Raw genomic sequence first — 22,816 nt, 5'->3', positions numbered from 1 at the left:
GTCAGCCCTGCCGCTTGACCAGCGGCTGCCACCACGCCTCGTTCTCGAGATACCAGCGCAGGGTGTTGCGCAAGCCGTTCTCGAAATCGTGCTGCGGCACATAGCCGAGTTCGGCGCGGGCCTTGGTCTCGTCGATGGCGTAGCGGCGGTCGTGGCCCTTGCGGTCCTCGACGAAGGTCTTGAGCTCGCTGGTGGCGCGGCCCTTGGCGGCAGGTGCATCAGGGTAGCGTTCGGCCAAACCCTCGATCTCGGCAAAGGCGCGGTCGACTTCGGCGCAGATCCGATCGATCACCGCCATGTTGGGCAGTTCCTCGCCACCGCCGATGTTGTAGGTCTCACCCGGCTTGCCGTTCTTCAGCGCCGCCTCGATGCCGCGGCAATGGTCCTCGACGTAGAGCCAGTCGCGCACGTTCATGCCATCGCCATAGATAGGCAGCGGCTTGCCCGAGAGCGCGTTCAGCACGAACAGCGGGATCAACTTTTCGGGGTAGTGGTAGGGCCCGTAGTTGTTCGAGCAGTTGGTCGTCGTCGTGTTCAGCCCATAGGTGTGGTGATAGGCGCGCACGAGGTGATCGGACGCGGCTTTCGAGGCCGAATAGGGCGAGTTGGGCTGGTACTGCGTGGTCTCGCTGAACGCCGGATCGCTGGGGCCGAGCGAGCCATAGACCTCGTCGGTCGAGATGTGGTGAAAGCGGTGATCCTTGCCCGAACCTTCGTCCAGCCACACCTTGCGCGCGGCCTTGAGCAGGCTGTTGGTGCCGAGGATATTGGTGTCGATGAAGGCGTCCGGGCCGGTGATCGAGCGGTCGACATGGCTTTCGGCGGCGAAGTGGACGAGCGTTGACACGCCGCGTTCGCGCAGGAGCTTTTCGACAAGGTCAGTATCGCGAATGTCGCCGACGACCAGTTCGGCCTGTTCGACACCGGCGATGGTCGAGCGGTTGCCGGCGTAGGTCAGGCAATCGAGCACGATGATCGCATCGTCCGGGTTCTGCTTGGCCCAGTAGTGGACGAAGTTGCCGCCGATGAAGCCGGCGCCGCCAGTGACGAGCAGGTTAGCCAAGGGCCTTTTCCTCTTTCAGCATGGTCTTGAGATTGGTGCGCCAGTGGACGTGCGCATCGCCGAGTAGCGCGCGGGTGGCCGACACGTCTAGAACCGAGAACGACGGGCGCTTTGCGGGCGTAAGGTAATCTGCCGTCGCAATCGGCGTGATCGCCGGAATGCGTGCTAACAGGCCGAGGGCAAGGGCTTCCTCGGCGATGGCCACGGCGAAATCGTACCAGCTGGCAACGCCCGCATCGCGGTGATGGTAGATGCCGGGCTGGTCCTTCTCGGCAAGGCCCCACAGGGTCTGCGCAAGGCCGGTGGCCCAGGTCGGCGAGCCGATCTGGTCGGCCACGACGCGAAGCTCGTCCCGCTCGCGCATCAGGCGCAGCATGGTGCGTACGAAGTTCGCGCCGCCTGCAGCATAGACCCAGCTGGTGCGCACGATGATGGCGTCCGCGCCAGCAGCATCTTCGCCTGCGGCCTTGCTGGCACCATAGACAGACTGCGGGTTCTTAGCGTCACCGGGCAGGTAGCCGCGACCGCTGGAGCCATCGAAAACGAAATCGGTGGAGACGTGGACGAGTCGCGTGCCAGTGCCCGCCAGCGCCTTTGCAAACGCGCCCGGTGCACCCGCGTTGATTGCGTGGGCGAGGTCCGGCTCGCTCTCTGCACGGTCAACCGCAGTGTAGGCGGCCGCGTTCAGTATCAGGTCGGGCTGTTCGGCATCGACCACGCGGGCAATCGCGTCTGCATCCGACAGATCCAGAGCGTTGCGGTCAAGCGCGACGCATGTCCATTGTTCGGGCCTCGTTGCAAGCAGGGCCTTTCCGAGCTGGCCGTTGATGCCGGTAATCAGCGCCTTCATGCAAAGGCTTTCACATCGGCAAGGGCGACGCCTGCAGCGTCCTTTGCCGAAAGCTTCACTTCGAGGCCGTCGAGCGGCCATTCGATGCCGACCGTAGGGTCATCCCACGCAAGGCTTGCCTCGTTCTGCGGCGCATAGGGCGCGGTGCACTTGTAGAGGAAGTCGGTATCGTCCTCGAGCGTGAGGAAGCCGTGGGCGAAGCCTTCGGGCACCCAGAACATGCGCTTGTTCTCGGCCGAGAGCACGACGCCGGTCCACTTGCCGAACGTGGGCGAGGAACGGCGCAGGTCCACAACCGCATCGAACACCGCTCCGCGCACGACACGGACAAGCTTGCCCTGCGGACCGGGGTTCTGGAAGTGCATGCCCCGCAGCACGCCCTTCTGCGAGCGGCTGTGGTTGTCCTGCACGAAGGTCAGGTCCAGGCCGGCCTTGGCAAAGGCCTGCGCATTCCAGCTTTCCATGAAGAAGCCGCGATCATCGCCGAACACACGAGGTTCGAGGATCAGCGGGCCGGGGATGTTGCATTCGATGACGTTCACAGCGGGCCCTTCTGGGTCAGCATTTGCAGGAGGTATTCGCCATAGCCCGACTTGCGCAGCGGCTGTGCGATGGCTTCGAGTTCGGCATCGGTGATGAAGCCCTGACGCCAGGCGATTTCCTCGGGGCAGCAGATCTTGAGGCCCTGCCGTTCCTCGGTGATGCGCACGTAAGTCGCTGCATCGAGCAGCGAGCCGTGAGTGCCGGTATCGAGCCAGGCATAGCCGCGGCCCATGATCTCCACCGAAAGCTCGCCCTCGTCCATGTAGAGGCGGTTGAGGTCGGTAATCTCAAGCTCGCCTCGCGGCGAAGGCTTGAGGTCACGCGCACGGTCGATAACGGTTTCGTCGTAGAAGTAGAGCCCGGTCACCGCGTAGTTCGATTTGGGCGCTACAGGCTTTTCCTCAATCGAACTGGCGCGGCCCTGTTCGTCGAAGGCGACGACGCCATAGGCTTCCGGATTGTTGACGCGATAGGCGAAGACGCTGGCGCCGGTCGTGCGCTCGTTTGCGCTGCGCAACAGCTGCGGCAAGCCGTGGCCGTAGAAGATGTTGTCGCCGAGCACGAGCGCACTGGGGCTGCCCGAAACGAAGTCTGCGCCGATGTGGAAGGCCTGGGCGAGGCCGTCGGGTGTGGGCTGGACGGCATAGCTGATTGCAACGCCGAAGGCCGAGCCATCGCCAAGCACGCGCTTGAACTGGTCGGCGTCCTCGGGCGTGGTGATGATCAGGATGTCGCGGATCCCGGCCAGCATCAGCGTGCTGAGCGGGTAGTAGATCATCGGCTTGTCATAGACCGGCATGAGCTGCTTGGAGACGCCGCGAGTGAGCGGATAGAGCCGGGTGCCCGATCCTCCCGCCAGAATGATGCCCTTGCGCTCGATTTTCGCAGATGCTGCGTTCACGGTTCAAGCAACTCCTTCAGACGGCATAGGGGCCGGTGCGCAACTGGAATTCGGTCTGGTCCGTTGCCCAGCATATGCACGACCCGAGCCGTTCGGATGACGGAAACCTAAGCAGATCCCCGTAGCCTCCGGCACGGTGTGTTGCATTGCAGCATCACGTAGCAAGGTCAACCTCTCATGCGTAGGCACGGCGGTCGGCCAAGCGCTTCTAAGCTGCGCCGGATTGGCCCAGCCAGTGGACCATATCCGCTTCGCGGCGCGCCGCGACAAGCGACGCCTCGTTGGTTGATGCTGCCAGAAAGCGGCGCCCCTTCTGCGCCAGCCAGACTGGATACCACAGCCAGCGGCGCAATTGGTCCGGACGGCAGCCGGCGATCTTGGATAGCTGGTAGGGGTTGGGGCTCAAGGCGCGCGAAAGGGCCGCGCGCCAGCCGGTGGCCCCGGTGCTTTCAGTCTCAAGGCGGCGCAAGAGCTTGTTCTGTTCGGATTGCTCTCGATCCTGCAGCATCGCTGATCTGGCCGCTGCAAGGTTCGCCGCGCCGACTTCCGGCATGTCGACCAGTCGTTCGGGCATCCATCGCCCGCCATGCTGCCAGGTGACGGTCGCCACGAGCCTGAGCGCGCGGGATAGTCCCATCCTGTCCGCCTCTGCTTCGATCCAGTCCCAATCGAGATTGCTTCGCGCGGCAAGGAAATGGAGGTCGGCCAGGACCAGCGGCCCGTTCTCGAAAGCGTGGTGCAGCGTCGCATGTTCGAGCAGGTGCAGGAAGTTGGCGCGCGGCGACGGCACGCGGACATCTATGCCCATGACTGTAAGGGAGACAGGCTCTGCACGGATCAGTTCGAGCAGAATTGGCTCCTGCGCCCAGTTGCGGGCGTTGATCCGGTGGTGCAATTCGATGGTCAGTTCGAAATCGATGTCCTGAATCTCGGGCAACTGATGCCCGAATTCGAGTCCATAGCTGCCAGCCCAAGGCGCGACGCGGTAATGCGGGTTGCCGATCAGCAGTTCCTGGGCCCGGGCAGCCTCCTCGGCCGAGAGCAGCAGGTCGACATCGCGCAAGGGGCGCAGCGCAGGGTCAGGATAGATGCCATGGGCAAGGCCGAAGCCCTTTAGCAGGACCGGATTGAACCCGCCTTCGCCCAGCACCCCGATCAGGCGCTTGACCGCCGCCATCTGCTTGAGCGCATAGATCGAGTGCCAGTGCCGCGCGGCTTCCAGTCGCGCTGCAGCGGCGGGCGGCAGCAACTTGCGCGCATCTGCGATGCCGACGGCACGCAGGACCAACGCGCAAAGGCGCTTGTCTTCGGCGGTCTGCGCAAGGCTGTTCCAGCCATCGGTATCGAGCAGGCGCATCAATGCGCCGTGATCACAATCAGGCGCGGCGCAGATACGCAGCAGGAGTTCCTCGTGCACCGCCAGATCGGAATGGGTGTCAGGAGCCTGCATGCTCTCCCAGATCAACGATTTGGTCGGCAAGTTCAAGCAGCGCTGTGCGATGGCCGAGGATGAGGATCGTGCAGGCCCCGCGCAGATCGCGCACGGTCTGCATCACCGCGCTTTCGTTGCTGCCGTCCAGCGCGGCGGTAACCTCGTCGAGAATGAGCAATTCCGGCTTGCGCAGCAGCGCTCTGGCCAGGGCGATGCGCTGTCTCTCGCCGCCAGAGAACTGGCGGCCCGCTTCACCGACGCGAGTATCGAGGCCGGCGGGAAGGTCGAACACGAACTGGGCAGAGGCCTGCTCCAGCGCTCTCGTCATGGCGGCGCGAATCACCGCAGGGTCATCATCCGCCTGCCCCCAGGCAAGGTTCTGCGCGATCGTGCCGTCGAACAGGTAGGGTACCTGCTCGACGTAAGCGACGCGGCGGCGCCAGCGGATTCGGGCCGTCCCTTCGAGCGGCTGGCCATCGATCAGGACGCGGCCCGAATCGGGCGCGATCAGGCCGCCAAGCATATCGGCAAGGCTGCTCTTGCCGACGCCTGACGGGCCGCAGATAGCCACCACGCTTCCGGCAGGAATGGCGAGATCGAAATTGCTGAACACCGGACGATCGCGCCCCGCATAGGACAGGCCGATGCTTTGAAGTTCCAGTCGCCGCGCCAGCCTCGGTGCCTCGGCCCCGTCGTCGGCAGGTTCGCGATGGGCCGAGGCTTCGCGCGTAAGCTGCTCCAGTTCGGTCAGCGCAGGACTGTCGAAGCTCCAGCGGCGCAGGGTCGTCTGGAGGCCCGTTGCTACGGGCACGATCCGCACCATTATCGCCAGAACCGGAACCAGCACGCCCAGCGGCAGGCGCATATGGACGAGCGCCACGTAGATGAGCACGCCGAGCATGGCCGCAGCGATCGTCTGGAACAGGACATGAGCCTGAGACAGCGAACGATGATAGCGCAACTGAGCCTGTTCGACTGCGCGCGCCGTATCGCTGAACTGCCGCGCCAGCGCCCTTTCGGCCCCGCTGATCCGCGCCGCGCGAAAGTGGAACAACCCGTTGGTGACCTGCTCCTGAAGCGCCTCGTACACCTCGGCGAAGCGCTCGCCATCACGATTGCGCCGCGAACGCAGGGCAATCAGTGCCATGGCGACGACTGTCGCCGCCCCGAACGCCAGCCCGGTAAGCTGCCACGATACTGTGAATGCTGCCGCAATCAGCATGACCAACGTGATCATGCCGGTGACCACCGACAGCATGTTCTCGCCCAGACTGCCCACGCGCTCGGCCTCGCCTACCAGTCGCGCTGCGTGGCCCGCAGTGCTCTGCCCGCTAAGCCAGCGCCAGTCTGCCGAAAGCACTGCGTCCTGCGCAGCGATTCGCACGGTGCGGGTCAGCGAGTGGCCAAGCTTCGCCTGCTGATGGAGCACGAGATAGACGATCAGCGAGCGGACCGCGACAAGCACGGTGACGGCAGCGAGCAGCAAGCCAACCGGTTGGCCGGCGAGCGGCGCAAGCCACGAGGCGAGACCTTCGGGCGCCTGCTCGCCCGCAATGATTGCCGTAATGGGGACAAGCAGCAGCAGCCCGATTCCCTCGGTCAGGCTGGATGCGAGCATCAGAAGTCCGAGCACTATCAGGCGCGGCCAGCCCGCCATACGAATGACCGCCCTGACCGATGCCATCATGCCGAGGGCTGCGGAGCTAGCGTCATCCGACATTGCGACCCTCGGCAAAACGGATGAATTGCGCCGTCGACAGGCCGCGGCTCATGGCCGAAACCAGGCGCATCGCATCGCCCCGCTCGGGGACGTCCTGTCCGTCCCAGTCGCGCAGGCTTGCAGACAGGCGTTCGAAATCGATCAACCGGGCAAGGCGCGGGTCGGAACCAAGATCTTCAAGTTCACGCAGAAGCCGGTCGCGATCACGGGCCATGCGCATTGGCCAGTCGGAACCCTGCCGCCCTTCGCGTTGTTCGCGCCAGACGATCTCCGGCACACGCCCCTTCAGTACGCGCCGCCCGAGCCAGCGGTCCTGCCCTTCGCGCAAATACTGGTCATCGGCCATGCCGCCACACAGCTCCAGCAACGGAACGTACGAATGCACGTCCCGGATGGAGATGCCGTAGAGCAAAGAAAAGCCCAGCGATATCTCGGACCCACCCTTGTACATCCGGCCGAGCAGGGCTTCGCGCCAGTCGCGAGAGCTGGCAAAATCGTAGGCGTACAGATCAAAGCCTTCGGCCAGGGCTTCGTCGAGAAGGCCGGTGCTGCGAGCATGGTCCTCGCGAAGCGCGCACCACGATTCGAACGGCGCATCACGCCAACCGCGCCTTCGATCAAACGCCCATTTCACGCCCTGCGGCACGTGCGGCATGATCGCCCGGGACAGGAGCTTGCGCCAGAACGGTCGCGTATCGCCGGTGTAGGCACGCAACTCGCACGCAAGCCGGCGCCACTTGCCCTGCACAAGCCAGGTCGGAAAACCGGTGAGCCCATCATAGCTGAAGCCGATGTTTCCCGCATCGCCGGTCATGATCACATCAACCCCGTCGGCGGCGGCATGCTCCAGCGCCGAATGGTACCAGTGCGCGTTCATCTCGTTGAACATCGGCCAGCCGGAAACCAGCATCAGAGGCCGCAGTCGCTCGCCGAAATGGAGATCGGCCCCGTCGACGAACGTTGGCTGGATCTGGGGGTACATCGCGCAAAGAGCTCGGACATGAGGCTCCTCGCTGGCAAAGGAGGTGTCCCGGTCTTCCGGGCGCGTGCCCGACGCCGGAATGCTGGTGTAACTACGCAAGGGCACGTCCGGGTCCATGCGCTCGAGCGCAAATACGGCAGCAGCCTGCGAGTCGAAGCCCCCGGAAAGCAGAACGCCGGGTGAGCGCGCATCGCCCATCGTCGCCTCCACGGCGCAGCGCATCTGCTCGACAACGGCTTCGACGTAGTCCTCGTCACGGCGGAAACGCACTTCGGGAACATCGTGGATGGACCAGTATCGCTGCACCCGTGAACCCGTGCGGTCATGGTCCTCGGCCGTGCCGCAGACCACGCAGGTCATCCCGCGATAGAAACTGCGGCTCGAAGGCCCGGCCCCGGCCAGCAGCCAGCCGCCGACACGCGCGTCATCGACCTGCGGGAGGAGCCCGAAGGCAAAGACCGGGTTCGGCGAAGAGCAGACCACGATGCGATCATCCTGCCGCCACACGTGGAGCGGGGCATGCGCAGTGGGCGAGCGGACGACTCGCACGCGGCGCTGGTCGGGAAACCATTGCACCACGGCATAGTCGCCAGTGATGCGCCGGTCGCAATCCGCGCCGAGCGTTGCGAACAACCGGGCATAGAGCGACGCGTGATCGTCCCAGTTGTCGATGCCGAAGCGGGCTGCAGTTGCCGCAGCGTGGTGCAAGCGACCGGCAAGGAGAGTGTATGAGCCGTCAGGAGCCTGGCGGAATGTCGTGTGCCGTCGCTGGACCGCGCGGCCAGCCGGAAGTCGGCCTTCGGCCCTGCTGGCGAGACCGGCATCGTCCATGCGCTGGTGCAGGATGTCACCGGCCAATCCCAAAGCCATCGAACCGAGCGCCCGATCCCAGCTCTCGGCAATCCACGCAGCCTGTCCGGAGAGATCGATGGCAGCGAGAATCAGGAGGTCGTCAGGGTTTCCCGAGGCGGAGGCCATCTGATCAGGCCTGTGCGCGAACGGGGCTGATCTGTGCCAACATCATGATCGGTTGATAGACCCTGCGGTCGCACTGCCCGATCACCATTTCACCGTTGAGCTCGACCCAGGCATGATAGGCATCGGCGCCGGAGCGGTCATCGATCCTGAAGGCGATAACGGTCTGCGCAGGGATATGCCGCAGGCGCAATATCCAATGCAGCGCGACCGCCTTCGGAAGACAGCGGCTCTTGCCGGGAAGATATCGGGCAGCGCGATCGACGCACCGGCCAAGCCAGCGCGCCTCCGCCTGCTTCTCCGAATCGGAATTGTGAATGATCCGGTCAAAGGGAGAAGGCGCATCGCCTGACGCGCCATTTACGCTGGCGGCGGCGGGAACGACCTGGCCGACGCTCGCTCGCCAGACGTGCAAAGGCACAAAGCACACAAGCAAACGCGCCACAGCAATGAATGCCGCAGCGCGTAATACTTGTAACCTTGATCGAGTCGTTCGCGAAATCTGCATTTGAGAGGCTAACACCTGCGCGACAGCCATCTCAAGCAAATCTGGCGAATCCCGCAGAGGTTAGTTGCTCCACGAACGCGTCAACCGACGGCTGACATTCGTCAAGCGGTATGCCATATTCGCGGGACAGGTCCGCACAGATAACGTCAAGATCCTGTTCGGTATCGAGCTTTTGCCAGATATCGAGACCCACGCCTTTCAGGGAAAAGAACTTTCCCGTATCGATGTGGATCATCACAAGCTCACCGTCCAATTCCGTTGCGCAATTGGACGATTCAATCTTGTTGAGCAATCTTGCCATGTGCAGGACAGTCGTGGACGAAATCAGCTCTTCGACTGGTTGGTCTTTCCGCCGTCGGCACCCTTGCCGCCCTTTGCCGCAATGGCAGCCAGGTCAACGGTCAGTTCTTCAAGCACCGGAGCCGACCACACCTTGGCCGCAAGATCGCTACGCTCAGTCATGTCTGTACCCCTAACTAAAGTTAAACCGTAAGTGGCTTCGCTTAATACTTGCTTACATTTGTTGCGGGTGCGAAGCAAGTAGAAATGGCAAGAAAGCTGCAAGCCGTGCGGCATTGGCACCGATGGGGTTACTCACTCGGACGCGACAATATCCTTAATTTTCAGAAGATCAGTGGAAAAGCTGGCCGGGTCGAAAGGCCGGCGCAGCCTCCAGAAACGGACTTGCGAACAGAACGACATGAGAAATCGTTCATGCGCTGCACGGTCTCCACGCGCGGTATGCACGAAGTTCCGGTAAAGCGCCCAAGGCAGCAAAGTGAGTTTCTCGCTGCCCGTCACAGGCTCGGCTTCCACCGATTCGCCGACTTCCAGAAAGTAGAGATCGGTCAGCGGCAGGGCCGATACAGCCTTGGTCTCGGGCGAGGCGTAGTGCTTGCCCGGCATCGACAGCACGGGCCTGATCGCCTCGGTCGCCGTAAGGGCAAGGGCATCGCCCCAGAGCTTCAAGGGTTTGGCATCCGGCATCGCGACGACCCGCTCACCTACAGAGACCACCAGGGTATCGTCGCAAACATGGGGCAGACCCAGCCGCGCAAGACCTGCAGCGAGCGTTGACTTGCCTCCGCCCGAATCGGCAGTGAACGCCACGATCCGTCCACCGACATCGACCGCAGAAGCATGAAGTGGCACCAGGCCGTTGAGCCAGGCCACCGCACCGAACACGGTGCCCCACAGAAACAGTTCGTAGTCCGTTTCGGCAAGAGAGCCGATGCCGCGAGCGGCGGCGTCGGCCGGCATCTGGACGACCAGGCCCTTGCCAAGCTGATAATGGAACCGGACACCATCAAGCGTATCGAAGATGAATTCCGACCCGGATATCGCGAAACTCTCGTCGCTGAAGAAGCTCCCCGTGATTGAAGCGGGGACTTCGCCCGGCCTTGTCTCCATTTCGCGGTTCATTCGCTCGACGAGGTCGGGAGACAGTTCGTTCACGTTCATCCAGCCATTTCCGTAATCTTGCCCCGACCTTCCTGGAGGCCTTGTCCGAAGTGGACCGCCAGGCCGCGCGAATCAACCGTCTGATCGCAAACGGTAGCGAACACCATTGGCAGCTTGATGCCTTGCGCCGACTAAGCACCTGCAGCACAAACGGCAGGGACCGCAACGCCAGCCCCTGCCCCGAGGGACATCTTCCGCTTCTGGAAACAATTGCCGGCGAGTGCAGTGCAATAGCCGGCAGGCATCCAGATTCATTGCATTTTCGAGCAAAAATCCCGCCAGTTCGGTTCTTTTTTTCGGCCCAAACCCCTGATATTGCGGGCCCTCGCCTCAAGGCACCTTACGTTTGGCTAACGTTTGGCAAGCCTTTATCAGGGTTAACACTTAGTTTTTGTTGCGAATCATTTTGCATTGCGGTATTCGGCTGAATTGAGAGGGCGGTATACGGAAGTGCTACTGCTTAGGAGATTGAGCATGAAGTTTTCTCGCATTGCGTCGGCACTTGCCGCTACGGCCATGATGGTCGCACCGGTCGTCGCCGAAGCCGGGACCCGCGCAAGCGGTTCTTCGGTCTACGCCGCCAACGGTTACGCGGCCAGCCGCGCGTCGACCTCGGTGAAGGACGACAACGATCTTAAGCCTGCTTTCTGGATCATCATCCTTCTGGCTGGCGGCGCGGCTGCCTATGGCATTTCGCGCGCCATCGACAACAAGTCGTCGGGCGCGAACTGATCCCAGGACCAGTTACGGAAAACCCGGTCACTCGCTGAGTGGCCGGGTTTTTTGCTGCCTGTCATGCCCGCCCGGGTTGGCATTTACATAGCCTGACGCTTCCGGCACCACAGTCTGAGTGACGGTAAATGCTTGACCGGAGGCGTCTTCCAATCAATCAAGCGCACATGCAAAAACAACCAGGCGTGCAAGTCACTGCGCTGATCGTCATTGCCTGCCTGTTCGGCGGTGGCGGCGTTGCCTATGGACTGGCCAACCTCGTCGTACAACTGGCGGCACTCTTCCTCCTCGCGCTCAACGGTAATGCAGTATGGCAATTGCTGCGCCAGAGTCCTGGCCTCCTTGCCGTGCCACTGTTCGCCTCGCTGGCCCTCCCCTTGCTCCAGCTCGTGCCGTTGCCGCCGTCGGCGTGGACCGAACTTCCCGGCCGCGAACAGTTGGTCGAGGCGCTCGCAGCGGTCAGCCAACAAGGCTGGCGTCCCGCCACAGTGAGCACAGCGCGCACGTTTGTGGCTTTTCTCGGCCTGATTGCCCCCTTCACCGTGATTGCGCTCGGGCTCGCCGCGCCGAAACCGGCCCTTGATGTGGCAACGCAGGCGTTCATCGCCATTGGCATTGCCAGCATCCTAGTTGGTGCGGCGCAGGTCCTTGGCGGGAATGGCACCGCGATGCTCTATCCCGAAACCACAGCGCCGGGGGTGATGACCGGGTTTTTCGCCAATCGCAATTCGACCGCGCTGTTCATGGTCTGCTGCCTGCTGCTGCTTTGTGGTCGCAGCGTCGGCAAGGTACTGTCGGCCCGCTGGATCGCCAGCTTCTCGGCCGCACTGCTGCTGACAGTCGGCGTAGTGCTAACACAGTCGCGCACCGGGCTGGTTCTGCTCGCCTTGCCGCTCGGTCTTGCACTGTTCAAGACGGTAGCAGGCTGGACGGATCGCCGTCGCGGCGCGGCTGGCGGCAATGCCGGACGCCGCATGCTGGTTGCCGGCCTTGCCGTCGCGACAGTGCTCGTCGGGACCGCTGCCGTTTCGGCTGCCTTGCCCCATTCACGGCTCGACACCGTGCTCGCCCGCTTTGACAAAAGCGGCGAGCAGCGCCCTGCCATCTGGGAGGACGCACGCTTTTCGGCGCAGCGCTTCTGGCCGGTCGGAGCTGGCATGGGCACTTTCGACGAGGTCTTCCAGGTCGACGAGTCGCTCGAGAACATCACCCCTCGCCGTGCCGGCCGCGCGCACAACGACTATCTCGAGATTGCCATCGAGGCGGGTGCTGCAGGCTTCGTAGTGATCGGGCTGTGGGCATTGTGGATCCTGTGGGCGACCTGGTCCGCCGTAGGCTCAACCGTCGGACCTGCGCAGCGGTGGCGTGCACTATCGGGCACCGGCATACTGCTGGCAGTCGCGCTGCAGTCGCTGCTCGACTATCCCTTGCGCAATCAGGCCATGCTGTGTCTCGCCGCGTTTGCGATCGTGCTGCTCGCTTCGGCGCGCCGGACCGATGCGGAGGAGGCGGTGCCATCTGGCAATGGCGGCAAGAACCGGGAGCACACCGCGTGATGCGCATAGTCTGGACCGCATTTCTGGCCGTTCTCGCCCTCCTTGCCTGTGGCGCGCAGCTTGACCGCGCGGCACGTCGGCAGCCCGCGCTTGCCACAGTGGTGCCTGCGCCTTTCCGCAACTTCGCGCAGGAAAGCATGACTTTGGCGACAGTGCGTTCTGCCGAGCCTTCGGTTGCGCTGGCCGAGGCGCGCACGCTGGTTTCGCGCAGCCCGACTCCGGCCGAACATCTGACGCTACTGGCAATTGCCGAGGAGCGGAGCGGTGATCGCACAGACAGCGCCCGCCTGATCCAGCGTGCCGCACAGCGCGGCTGGCGCGATCCGATCGCGCAACAGGCGATGTTCGATATCGCACTGGGCGCAGCCGATCCGGTCGAGGCATCGCACCGGCTGGCCGCGCTATGGGCGCTGCAGGAAGAGCAGGCACCGCTCAAGGACATGGGGCAACGGCTGATGTCCCGGCCGGAAGGGCGCAAGGCGCTGGCCGACTCGCTCGTGGCGGGCGGTAGCTGGACCAGCTCGTTCCTGCGCAGCGTGGCGGCGGATCCAACGCCAGAAGCAGTCGAGACCGTCGACCTCGCCCTGCGCAGCGGTGCGAGCATTGACTGTAACGTCGCCGCGCGACTCAAGACCGCCTACGCTGCGAAGGCGATCAAAGCTGACGTCGCCCTGCTCGACAAATGCAGACGGAAGCGCGCCTGATCCGCTTCAGTTCTTGGTATTGCGGACGTTGAAGGTACCGGTCACGCGGCCGCCATTGCCGCCTGCCGCACCGCCGCCGCTTCGACCGTCGACGCTCGACAGGCCCGAGTCGAGATCAATGACGAGACGCCCGCCGTTCAGCGTATCGCCATTGCGGCGCAGCGCGACGTTGCCCGTCATGGTGATGACATTGCGATTGAAGTCGTACACCGCGACATCGCCTTTGGCGCTTTCGCCACCACGATTGACCTGCACTCCGCCGGTCGCATCGATGCGTTCGATCTGGATATCGCCCGTGTCGCTATAGGCCACGGTGGTGCGCGCCGCCTGCATGCGCAGGTCCGACTGGTTGATGTCGACATTGCCCGAGAGCACCACGCGCTTCGCCTTGTCCTGCACCTCGATGCGGTCGGCGGCGTAGTTGACCGGAGCCTTGCTGTCGTGCCCGGCAATGCCCTGCGCCGAAAGATGCTGTGCCCCGGCGATCAGCGCGGCGGAACCGGCGAAACCGATCACCCCCCAGCGCAAGGGGCGGGCAGAGCGGATGATATCAAGCGTGGTGCGGGTCATGGTCATGGCATCTGCATCCTGCCCGGCACCATGCGGAGGCGGGCGTTTCCATCAAGCATTACAGTGCGTTCCGAAAGGTCTGCACGAATCCGGTCGGCCGAGAAGGTCCCAGCCGGAATGCGACCTTCGACCGGCCCCCGGCTCTTGAGCAACTTGCGCCCCAAGTCGATGTCGACGTTGGTCGCCGTCATACGGTAACCGTCGGAGGTCTGGAAGTTGATCGGTCCTACGATGTCGACGATCTCCTTGCCGAAATCGTAGTTGCCCTTGCCCGCCGTCAGCAGGGCAGGACCATCGTCCAGCATGATGCGGGCGGTCAGCTGGTCGAGCTGGATCAGCGGCTGGGCCTTGGATCGCTGGACGGCGGACCCTGCGGTGATCGAGAAATTGCGCCCATCGTCGTCCTGCCCGCGATACATCGCGCTGGAAACCTGCAAGCGGTCGTTCAGCACGGCGACCTTGCGCCGGTCGAGCAGGAAGCTGATCTCGCCGCGTGGGGAAATCGGGGCGATGATCATCACCGCCAGCAATCCGCCGACGAGTGCCGGGAGAGCGCGGGCGAGGAAATGCACCAGCCGGTCGTGAAAGCCGCCCGGCGCGGCAAAGCCACGACGCCGGGTGCGGATCATGTCGGCCTGTACGGTCATCGCGCTGGCTTGCCTGTCCCCGCCTTACTCGTGGCTGAAGATGTCGCGCTCGGCCCAACCAGCAAGATCGAGCCTGGCCCGCATCGGCAGGAAATCGAAGCAGGCCTGCGCCATCGCGGTGCGGCCTTCGCGTTCCAGCCGCTCGACAAGAATGGTGTGCATCGCATGGAGATGGCGCACGTCGGACGCGGCATATTCCTGTTGGGCATCGCTAAGCACCGGACCGCCCCAGTCGCTCGACTGCTGCTGCTTGGAGATTTCCTTGCCAAGCAGTTCGCGCACGAGATCCTTGAGTCCGTGGCGGTCGGTGTAGGTACGCACCAGCTTCGAGGCGATCTTGGTGCAGAACACGGGCGCGGCGACGACGCCGAGGTAATGCTCGATCGCGGCAAGGTCGAACCGGGCGAAGTGGTAAAGCTTGATCCGCGCAGGATCGGCCAGCACTGCCTTCAGGTTCGGCGCGGCAAAGCTGCTGCCGGGCGAAAAGCGGACGAGGTGCTCGTCCCCTCTACCATCCGAAATCTGCACGACGCAAAGGCGGTCACGCGGGGTGATCAGCCCCATCGTTTCGGTGTCGACAGCGACGGGACCTGGCGCAAGCACGCCCTCGGGGAGGTCTTCTTCGTGGAAATAAACGGCCATCCCTGTCGCTTAGGCGGTTGGACAACGGGTCGCAAGCTCTGTGTCCCTGCGCAGAGGTCCCGCACTACGTCGCAGAAGCGGTCATTTATCGCATCAAAGTTTTGCCTCTTGGCCATCGCTCCCAAATGGGAGCACCGGGTTCTGCGCGAATCGCGCAAATAGCCGCAACGCAACAACGGAGCGCCTGACCGTGACATTGGATAAGAAGACCCTGACGCATCTTGAGCGACTTGAGTCCGAGGCGATTCACATCATGCGTGAGGTGGTGGCCGAGGCGACCAATCCCGTCATGCTCTATTCGGTCGGCAAGGACAGCGCGGTGATGCTGCACCTTGCGCGCAAGGCCTTCTACCCCTCGCCGCCGCCGTTCCCGCTGCTGCACGTCGACACCACCTGGAAGTTCCAGGACATGTACGCGCTGCGCAACAAGATGGCGACCGAGAGCGGCATGGAACTGCTGGTCTACCAGAACCCCGAAGCCGCCGAGAAGGGCATCAACCCGTTCGATCACGGCGCGCTCCATACCGACATGTGGAAGACCGAAGGGTTGAAGCAGGCGCTCGACAAGTATGGCTTCGATGCAGCCTTTGGCGGTGCACGCCGCGACGAGGAGAAGAGCCGCGCCAAGGAGCGCATTTTCTCGTTCCGCACCGCCAGCCACGGCTGGGACCCCAAGAACCAGCGCCCCGAGCTTTGGAACCTCTACAACGCCCGCAAGAACAAGGGCGAGTCGATCCGCGTCTTCCCGATCTCGAACTGGACCGAGCTCGACATCTGGCAGTACATCCACTTGAACGACGTGCCGATCGTCCCGCTCTACTTCGCGGACGAGCGCCCGACTTACGAGTGGGAAGGCCAGTTGTTCATGGCCGACGACATTCCGCGTCTGGAGAAGGTGCTGGGCTATCGTCCCGAGATCACGATGAAGTCGGTCCGCTTCCGCACGCTGGGCTGCTTCCCGCTGACCGGCGCAGTGGAGAGCACCGCCAAGACGCTGCCGGAAGTGATCCAGGAGACATTGCTGACCACCACCAGCGAACGCCAGGGCCGCGTGATCGACAAGGATGCCGGCGGCGCCGGCATGGAAGTGAAGAAGCAGCAGGGGTACTTCTGATGACCACGCAGGACGTAATCTATCAGACCGAAGCCCTCATCGCCGAGGACATCGACGCCTATCTCGAGCAGCACCAGCACAAGACCATGCTGCGGTTCATCACCTGCGGGTCGGTGGACGATGGCAAGTCTACGCTGATCGGCCGCCTGCTCTATGATTCGAAGATGATCTTCGAAGACCAGCTCGCCGCACTCGAGAACGATTCGAAGAAGGTTGGCACGCAAGGGCAGGAGATCGACTTCGCGCTGCTGGTTGATGGCCTCGCCGCCGAGCGTGAGCAGGGCATCACCATCGACGTCGCCTATCGCTTCTTCAACACCGAGAAGCGCAAGTTCATCGTCGCCGATTGCCCCGGCCACGAGCAGTACACCCGCAACATGGTGACCGGCGCCTCGACCGCCGACCTTGCGGTCATCCTGATCGATGCGCGCAAGGGCGTGCTGGTACAGACGCGCCGCCACTCCTACCTGTGCCACCTGATCGGCATCCGCAACATCGTCCTCGCGGTCAACAAGATGGACCTCGTCGACTACGATCCCGTCGTCTTCGATGCCATCGTCAAGGACTACACCGAGTTCGCCCGCTCGATCGGCATCGAGAGCTTCACCGCCATGCCGATCTCCGGCTTCAAGGGCGACAACATCACCACGCCCTCGGCCAACACCCCGTGGTACAAGGGCCCGACGCTGGTCGAGCATCTCGAGACGGTCGAAGTCCTGTCCTCGGTCGATGCCGACAAGCCATTCCGCATGCCGGTGCAGTGGGTCAACCGCCCCAACCTCGACTTCCGCGGTTTCTCGGGCCTCATCGCAACGGGCTCGGTAAAGCCGGGCGACGAAATCCGCGTCCTGCCCTCGGGCAAGACCAGCAAGGTCACGCGCGTCGTCACGCTCGATGGCGATCTCGATCAGGCCGTCGCAGGCCAGTCGGTCACGCTGTGCCTTGCCGACGAGGTCGACTGCTCGCGCGGTGACGTGATCTCTCTGGCTGACAATCCGCCACAGGCCGCCGACCAGTTCGAGGCGACGCTGGTGTGGCTTAATGACGAAGCCATGCTGCCCGGCCGCGCCTACTGGCTCAAGCTCGCCACGCAGACCGTCTCGGTCACCGTGCAGCAGCCGAAGTACGTCGTGAACGTCAACACGATGGAGCATCTGGCGGCCAAGACGCTGGAACTGAATGCCATTGGCGTGGCCGAGATCGCCACCGACAAGCCGATCGTGTTCGAGGCCTACAACGATGGCCGCACGCTGGGCGGCTTTGTGCTGATCGACAAGATGAGCAACGCCACAGTCGCGGCCGGCATGCTCAACTTCAGCCTGCGCCGTGCGCAGAACGTGCATTGGCAGGCGCTGGACGTGAGCCGCGAGGCCCATGCCGCTCTCAAGCAGCAGCAGCCCAAGGTGCTTTGGTTCACCGGGCTTTCGGGCTCGGGCAAGTCGACCATCGCCAACATGGTCGAGAAGCGCCTGCATGCGGTCGGCAAGCACACCTTCCTGCTCGATGGCGACAACGTGCGCCACGGCCTGAACAAGGACCTGGGCTTTACCGAGGCTGACCGCATCGAGAACATCCGCCGCGTCGGTGAAGTGGCCAAGTTGATGACCGATGCCGGCCTGATCGTGCTGACCGCCTTCATCAGTCCCTTCCGCGCCGAACGCGAAATGGTGCGTTCGCTGATGGCAGACGGCGAGTTCGTCGAGATCTTCGTCGACACCCCGCTGGAAGTGGCCGAAGCACGCGACGTCAAGGGGCTCTACAAGAAGGCTCGCTCCGGCCAGCTCAAGAACTTCACCGGAATCGACAGTCCCTATGAAGCCCCGGAGAGCCCGGACTTCCGCGTCGATACCACCACCGAATCACCCGAGGACGCAGCAGAGCGCATCGTAAATGCGCTTCTCGGTTGGGCTCCCACGATTTAAGGGAGCCCAAGAGGTCGGGCATGGGGAACCGCGAATGATTCTGTTTCACGGGCACGAGAACCATTCCCGCTCGGTCATCAAGGCAATCAGCTGGCGCGCGCTAGGGAGCATCGACACCTTCCTGCTCAGCCTGCTGTTCACCGGCAGCGCCAAAGCCGCCGGTGCCATTGCCGGCACCGAAGTGATCACCAAGATCGGGCTCTACTACTTCCACGAGCGGGTCTGGAGCTCGATCCACTGGGGCACGCAACGCCCCGTCGTGGCCGATGACACGGCACAGATCAGTGGCGAGGCTGGGCTGCTCTAGATTTCGTGGATAGAGGCTCCTCGACCCAATCACCTCGCGCGACGCCGTTTCCGAGAGACAGCCTTGAATCAAGCCGCGAATTCTCAGTCGACTTTTCCGCAAAAGCCACCTCTGTGAGTTCTGCCGAAACATAGAACCGCAAATGGCGTCTGGCGACTCGGTGTCTTTCGACGCGCGGCTCGAAAGTCCCCTTGCCAGACTCCCGCTGCGAGACTCCTTCAGAGCCTCCAAATCTTGCTGCTCGGCCGATGGATTTGAGGGTCTGAATCCCCTGCACAACAACTTTCCCCCGCAAAGTCCCCCACATGGGACCAAGGGTCATCATCGTTTGCCGTAAGTGCCTGTAATGCTGGAGGCCCGAGCCGGAATCGAACCGGCGTAAACGGATTTGCAATCCGGTGCGTAACCACTCCGCCATCGGGCCTCGATCGCAGGAGCTGCGTGGTTCGGCGCGGTTAGCCGGAACGGGGGCTTGCCGCAAGGGGTTCTTGCGCGCGCGTGATCAAGCCGGGGCGAAGGTGAGGCGGCGGGCCTTGCTGTCGACCGCGGCGAGGCGCAAGTCGACCCGGGCTCCGGGCGTGGCGCCGGGAATGCGGGCGCGCGAAACGATGGGCAGGCCGAGCAGTTGCACGCGGGCCGAATCGCCATCCGAGTCTGTCACGCAAGCCTTGAACGTCTCGCCCTCTCGTCCGTGGAGCAGGACGGTTTCGGCAAGGTCGATCACGGCGCGCTCGATCTGACCGGAGAGGGCTTCGGCCTTGGCCATCACGCCGGGGAGGCGGCGGAAGGCGTCCTCGACTTGCGGATCGAGAGGCTGGCCATTGGCGACGGCGAGCGTTGCACGGATCACGTAGCGGTCGGCGAGGCGGCGCAATGGCGCAGTGGCGTGGGCGTAGGTCGCGGCAATCGCCTCGTGCCAGGGGGTGACGCCGGGTATCCATGGCGCATAGCCTGCGCCGGTTCCGGCACGGCGGACGGCAAGCATAAAGGCGGCGTGGGCGGGGTTGCGCTGGTCGAGGCCGCGTTCGAGCGTCTTGAGGTCCATGCCTTCGGGCCACGCAAGGCCGAGGCCCGCCGCCGTGCTGCGCAGGCGCGCCATGGCCTTGGCACTCGGGCCTGCCATGACGCGGAACAGGCCGGTGCCTGCCTTCTGGAGCGCGGCGGCAATGGCGAGGTTCGCTGCCAGCGACAGCGCGGCGTTGCGCCGTTCCGAGGCGAGCAGCGGGCGGAAGGACAAGGCATAGCGCCCGTCGCCCAGCGCCTCGACTTCCTGTTCGGGCGGATCGACGCGGGCGGCACCGCGCGCCGCTTCGGCATCGTTCACACGTTCGGCAAAGCGGGCGAAAGCAGGCGGAAGGTCTGCATCGGTGACGCTGTCGTAGGCGAGCTTGGCGCGGCTGCGGATCAGGGCGCGGCAGGCACCATCGAGCCGCGCCTCGCCATCGGGGCCGAGGCGGACGGTGAAGACGACCGCCGGGCGCGGGCTTTGGGGCAGGAGGCTCGCCGCGCCTTCGGCCAACGCAGGCGGATAGAGCCCGGCCTTGCCATCGGGCAGGTAGAGCGTCTCGCCGCGCTTCCATGCCTCGACATCGAGCGGATCGCCGTCGGCCACGAACCATGCGACATCGGCAATGGCGTAGTGAAGCAGGAGATCGTCGCCCGCTTCCTCGACATGGAAGGCCTGATCGAGATCGGTGGAACTGGCCGGATCTAAGGTGACGAAAGGCTGGTCGGTGCGGTCTTCGTGTTCAGCGCCCGGAGACTTCAACGCGGCAAGTTCAGCGGCGGCAAGGACTTCGCGAGGGAAGCCCTGCGGCACCTGAAACTGCTGGCGGATCGCCGCGAGACCCGATGCAAGCGCGCCGGTAGGATCGTGAATGGCCTTCATCCGACCTGGCCTACCAGACTGTTACGGATCGACAAATTCGCCCGGGCGCTTTTCCATTCCGGCGCGCACGGCTTCGATCTGGTTCTTCGAATACATCAGTTCATGCTGGGCAACCGATTCGGCCATGAGCACTTCGTCGACGGTCATGTCAGGCGTACGGTTGGAAAGCAGCTTTGCCCCACGAACGGCGGTCGGGCTTTTCCAGGCGATCTCTTTCGCGAGCTTCATGGCATCGGCGAGCGGATCGGCGCTGACATGGGTGGCGAAACCGAAGCGAACGGCTTCCTCGCCACTGAATTCGCGGTGGGTGTAAGTCAGTTCGCGCAACACGTCGTCGCGCACGTTGCCGCGCCACAGGGCGTATCCGGCCATGTCGGGGACAAGGCCCCACTTCACTTCCATCACCGCCAGCCGCGCATCAGGCGCAATGAAGCGGATGTCCGCGCCGCTTGCCACCTGCAGGCCGCCACCGAAGCAGACGCCGTGGACAGCGGCGATCACCGGCATCGGCAGCTTGCGCCATACCATAGCCGCCTGCTGCGGACGGTTGGCATTGCCGTGGGTGCGGGCGGTAAGGCCCCCGTCGCCTTCATCCTTCCAGCGGGACGTGTTGCCCATGCTAGACAGATCGAGCCCCGCGCAGAACGAGCGACCTGCGCCCGACAGCACCACCGCGCGCACGCCGCGTTCGCCGTGAAGGTGATGGCCCGCCGCGACGATCGCTTCGAACATGGCATCGTCCAGTGCGTTCATCTTGTCCGCCCGGTCGAGCAGGACATGGGCGACGTGGTCCGCGATGGTAACGGTGACGCGCTCGTGGAAGTTCATTGCAGGCATCCGTTCTGGTTTCCGGTGAGCAGGTTGCCCCAGCCCGCTGCGGGGGTCCAGTCTCCTGATTTGACGGATGATGGTGTTCATCGCTCGTCATTGCGAGCGGAGCGAAGCAATCCAGCGTCGGCGCAGCACCGCTCTGGATTGCTTCGTCGCTTCGCTCCTCGCAATGACGAGGAGCGCGCTTTCAGTGCAAGTTAGCCTCAGGCGGCCGAAGAATTGACGCCCATCGACTGCAGGTAACGCTTGATGTTGCGCGCGGCCTGGCGGAGGCGCTGCTCGTTCTCGACCATGGCGATGCGCACGTAGCCCTCGCCGTCCTCGCCATAGCCGACGCCTGCGGCAACCGCGACTTCGGCATGGGTGAGCAGCTGTTTGGAGAACTCGAGGCTGCCAAGGTGCTTGAGTGCCGGCGGGAGCGGTGCCCAGGCAAACATCGAGGCCTTGGGGCTGGGGATCTCCCACCCGGCACGACCGAAGGCTTCGACCATGACATCACGGCGCTTCTGATAAAGCTCGCGGTTCTTCAGCACGATGTCCTGCGGGCCGTTGAGGGCGGCGCAGGCGGCGGCCTGGATCGGGGTGAAGGCACCGTAATCGAGGTAGGACTTCACGCGCTTCAGTGCCGCGATCAGGCGCTGGTTGCCGACCGCGAAGCCGACACGCCAGCCCGCCATCGAGAAGGTCTTGGACATCGAGGTGAATTCGACCGCCACGTCCTTGGCACCCGGCACTTCGAGGATCGAGCGGGTCGGGTTGCCGTCGAAGTAGAGTTCGGAATAGGCAAGGTCGGACAGGATCCAGACCTTGTTCTCCTTGGCCCAGGCGACAAGGCGCTCGTAGAATGCGAGATCGACCGTCTCGGCCGTCGGGTTCGACGGATAGTTGACGATCAGGATCGAGGGGCGCGGCACCGAGTACTTCATCGCGCGGTCGAGCGAATCCCAGTAGCGCTCGTCGGGCGTGGTCGGCACCGAGCGGATGGTCGCTCCGGCGATGATGAAGCCGAAGGTGTGGATCGGGTAGCTCGGGTTCGGGGCGAGCACGACATCGCCGGGCGCGGTGATCGCGGTGGCGAGGCTGGCAAGGCCTTCCTTCGAGCCCATCGTCATCACCACTTCGGTCTCGGGATCGAGATCGACATTGAAACGGCGGCCGTAATAATTGGCCTGCGCCTTGCGCACGCCGGGAATGCCCGAGGATGCCGAATAGCCATGCGCATCGGGCTTGCGCGCCACTTCGCACAGCTTCTCGATCACGTGATCGGGCGGGGGAAGATCGGGGTTGCCCATGCCGAGGTCGATGATGTCCCTACCGGCGGCGCGCGCGGCGGCCCGCATGCCGTTGACTTCGGCAATGACGTAGGGCGGCAGGCGCTTCATGCGGTAGAATTCTTCGTCCACGGTTGAATACTCGTCGAAAGGCGCGGCAGGATCGCCGCAGCTTGGCCCTTACGCCAATTGCCCCC

The 22,816-nt window shown here is 63.7% G+C and carries 23 protein-coding genes and 1 tRNA gene; 6 read left to right on the top strand and 18 right to left on the bottom strand.

Features of this window, described 5'->3' with window-relative positions:
* Position 1: 1 nt before the first annotated feature.
* The 11 genes from rfbB to ACZ1JW_RS07775 form a co-directional block, all read right to left on the bottom strand.
* Positions 2-1,063 (bottom strand): dTDP-glucose 4,6-dehydratase, encoded by a 1,062-nt coding sequence (rfbB, locus tag ACZ1JW_RS07825; RefSeq protein ID WP_465142558.1) that lies wholly within the window; start codon positions 1,061-1,063, stop codon positions 2-4.
* Positions 1,056-1,913: a dTDP-4-dehydrorhamnose reductase gene (gene rfbD, locus ACZ1JW_RS07820; RefSeq protein WP_465142557.1), complete on the bottom strand. Its 858-nt coding sequence runs from the start codon at positions 1,911-1,913 to the stop codon at positions 1,056-1,058. The genes rfbB and rfbD overlap by 8 nt, the downstream gene beginning before the upstream one ends.
* Positions 1,910-2,455, bottom strand: coding sequence for a dTDP-4-dehydrorhamnose 3,5-epimerase (rfbC, locus tag ACZ1JW_RS07815; RefSeq protein WP_465142556.1), 546 nt, complete (start codon positions 2,453-2,455; stop codon positions 1,910-1,912). The genes rfbD and rfbC overlap by 4 nt, the downstream gene beginning before the upstream one ends.
* A complete protein-coding gene (rfbA, locus tag ACZ1JW_RS07810; RefSeq protein ID WP_465142555.1) occupies positions 2,452-3,357 on the bottom strand; it encodes a glucose-1-phosphate thymidylyltransferase RfbA in 906 nt (301 codons plus the stop codon). Before rfbA ends, rfbC begins: the two co-directional genes overlap by 4 nt.
* A 208-nt stretch (positions 3,358-3,565) precedes the next feature.
* Entirely contained in the window at positions 3,566-4,807 is a 1,242-nt protein-coding gene (locus ACZ1JW_RS07805) for a nucleotidyltransferase family protein (protein WP_465124069.1), read from the bottom strand.
* Positions 4,794-6,509, bottom strand: a complete 1,716-nt coding sequence (locus ACZ1JW_RS07800) for an ABC transporter ATP-binding protein (protein WP_465142554.1) — start codon at positions 6,507-6,509, stop codon at positions 4,794-4,796. Before ACZ1JW_RS07800 ends, ACZ1JW_RS07805 begins: the two co-directional genes overlap by 14 nt.
* Entirely contained in the window at positions 6,499-8,469 is a 1,971-nt protein-coding gene (locus ACZ1JW_RS07795; protein ID WP_465142553.1) for an asparagine synthase-related protein, read from the bottom strand. Before ACZ1JW_RS07795 ends, ACZ1JW_RS07800 begins: the two co-directional genes overlap by 11 nt.
* A 4-nt stretch (positions 8,470-8,473) precedes the next feature.
* Positions 8,474-8,974: a lasso peptide biosynthesis B2 protein gene (locus tag ACZ1JW_RS07790; protein WP_465142552.1), complete on the bottom strand. Its 501-nt coding sequence runs from the start codon at positions 8,972-8,974 to the stop codon at positions 8,474-8,476.
* A 31-nt stretch (positions 8,975-9,005) separates the two neighbouring features.
* Entirely contained in the window at positions 9,006-9,275 is a 270-nt protein-coding gene (locus ACZ1JW_RS07785) for a PqqD family protein (protein WP_465124073.1), read from the bottom strand.
* 23 nt (positions 9,276-9,298) lie between these two features.
* Positions 9,299-9,436 (bottom strand): hypothetical protein, encoded by a 138-nt coding sequence (locus ACZ1JW_RS07780; protein WP_465124074.1) that lies wholly within the window; start codon positions 9,434-9,436, stop codon positions 9,299-9,301.
* Between the two features lie 132 nt (positions 9,437-9,568).
* Positions 9,569-10,435, bottom strand: a complete 867-nt coding sequence (locus ACZ1JW_RS07775; RefSeq protein ID WP_465142551.1) for a hypothetical protein — start codon at positions 10,433-10,435, stop codon at positions 9,569-9,571.
* A gap of 474 nt (positions 10,436-10,909) precedes the next feature.
* Here ACZ1JW_RS07775 and ACZ1JW_RS07770 point away from each other — a divergent pair, with 474 nt between their 5' ends.
* From ACZ1JW_RS07770 to ACZ1JW_RS07760, 3 genes are all read left to right on the top strand, one after another.
* Complete coding sequence (locus tag ACZ1JW_RS07770; RefSeq protein ID WP_465124076.1) at positions 10,910-11,167, top strand: hypothetical protein; 258 nt, start codon at positions 10,910-10,912, stop codon at positions 11,165-11,167.
* Between the two features lie 167 nt (positions 11,168-11,334).
* Positions 11,335-12,723 (top strand): O-antigen ligase family protein, encoded by a 1,389-nt coding sequence (locus ACZ1JW_RS07765; protein WP_465142550.1) that lies wholly within the window; start codon positions 11,335-11,337, stop codon positions 12,721-12,723.
* Positions 12,720-13,427: a hypothetical protein gene (locus ACZ1JW_RS07760; protein WP_465142549.1), complete on the top strand. Its 708-nt coding sequence runs from the start codon at positions 12,720-12,722 to the stop codon at positions 13,425-13,427. Before ACZ1JW_RS07765 ends, ACZ1JW_RS07760 begins: the two co-directional genes overlap by 4 nt.
* Before the next feature lie 6 nt (positions 13,428-13,433).
* Here ACZ1JW_RS07760 and ACZ1JW_RS07755 read toward each other — a convergent pair whose 3' ends face one another.
* The 3 genes from ACZ1JW_RS07755 to ACZ1JW_RS07745 are packed head-to-tail and all read right to left on the bottom strand — an operon-like array spanning position 13,434 to position 15,286.
* Positions 13,434-14,003, bottom strand: coding sequence for an LptA/OstA family protein (locus ACZ1JW_RS07755; protein WP_465142548.1), 570 nt, complete (start codon positions 14,001-14,003; stop codon positions 13,434-13,436).
* On the bottom strand, positions 14,000-14,644 hold the full coding sequence (gene lptC / locus ACZ1JW_RS07750; RefSeq protein ID WP_465142547.1) for an LPS export ABC transporter periplasmic protein LptC: 645 nt from the start codon (positions 14,642-14,644) through the stop codon (positions 14,000-14,002). Before lptC ends, ACZ1JW_RS07755 begins: the two co-directional genes overlap by 4 nt.
* Before the next feature lie 24 nt (positions 14,645-14,668).
* A complete protein-coding gene (locus tag ACZ1JW_RS07745; protein WP_465142546.1) occupies positions 14,669-15,286 on the bottom strand; it encodes a ribonuclease D in 618 nt (205 codons plus the stop codon).
* Positions 15,287-15,476: 190 nt separating this feature from the next.
* On the opposite strand from ACZ1JW_RS07745, the gene cysD reads away from it, so the two are divergent.
* From cysD to ACZ1JW_RS07730, 3 genes are read left to right on the top strand one after another with little or no spacing between them, the layout of a single operon-like run.
* A complete protein-coding gene (gene cysD / locus ACZ1JW_RS07740) occupies positions 15,477-16,400 on the top strand; it encodes a sulfate adenylyltransferase subunit CysD (RefSeq protein ID WP_465142545.1) in 924 nt (307 codons plus the stop codon).
* On the top strand, positions 16,400-18,322 hold the full coding sequence (gene cysN / locus ACZ1JW_RS07735; RefSeq protein ID WP_465124083.1) for a sulfate adenylyltransferase subunit CysN: 1,923 nt from the start codon (positions 16,400-16,402) through the stop codon (positions 18,320-18,322). Before cysD ends, cysN begins: the two co-directional genes overlap by 1 nt.
* Before the next feature lie 34 nt (positions 18,323-18,356).
* Complete coding sequence (locus ACZ1JW_RS07730) at positions 18,357-18,629, top strand: DUF2061 domain-containing protein (RefSeq protein WP_465124084.1); 273 nt, start codon at positions 18,357-18,359, stop codon at positions 18,627-18,629.
* A 350-nt stretch (positions 18,630-18,979) separates the two neighbouring features.
* Here ACZ1JW_RS07730 and ACZ1JW_RS07725 read toward each other — a convergent pair.
* From ACZ1JW_RS07725 to ACZ1JW_RS07710, 4 genes are all read right to left on the bottom strand, one after another.
* Positions 18,980-19,053, bottom strand: a tRNA-Cys gene (locus ACZ1JW_RS07725).
* A gap of 78 nt (positions 19,054-19,131) precedes the next feature.
* On the bottom strand, positions 19,132-20,517 hold the full coding sequence (locus tag ACZ1JW_RS07720; RefSeq protein WP_465142544.1) for an RNB domain-containing ribonuclease: 1,386 nt from the start codon (positions 20,515-20,517) through the stop codon (positions 19,132-19,134).
* A gap of 21 nt (positions 20,518-20,538) precedes the next feature.
* A complete protein-coding gene (locus ACZ1JW_RS07715) occupies positions 20,539-21,354 on the bottom strand; it encodes a crotonase/enoyl-CoA hydratase family protein (protein ID WP_465142543.1) in 816 nt (271 codons plus the stop codon).
* A 197-nt stretch (positions 21,355-21,551) separates the two neighbouring features.
* On the bottom strand, positions 21,552-22,751 hold the full coding sequence (locus ACZ1JW_RS07710) for an LL-diaminopimelate aminotransferase (RefSeq protein ID WP_465124087.1): 1,200 nt from the start codon (positions 22,749-22,751) through the stop codon (positions 21,552-21,554).
* Positions 22,752-22,816: the final 65 nt, after the last annotated feature.

The organism is Novosphingobium sp. BL-A-28-Hi1-0D (assembly GCF_055521755.1).
Note: the sequence above shows the minus strand (reverse complement) of the source record. Positions and strands in the feature narration are given on the sequence as shown.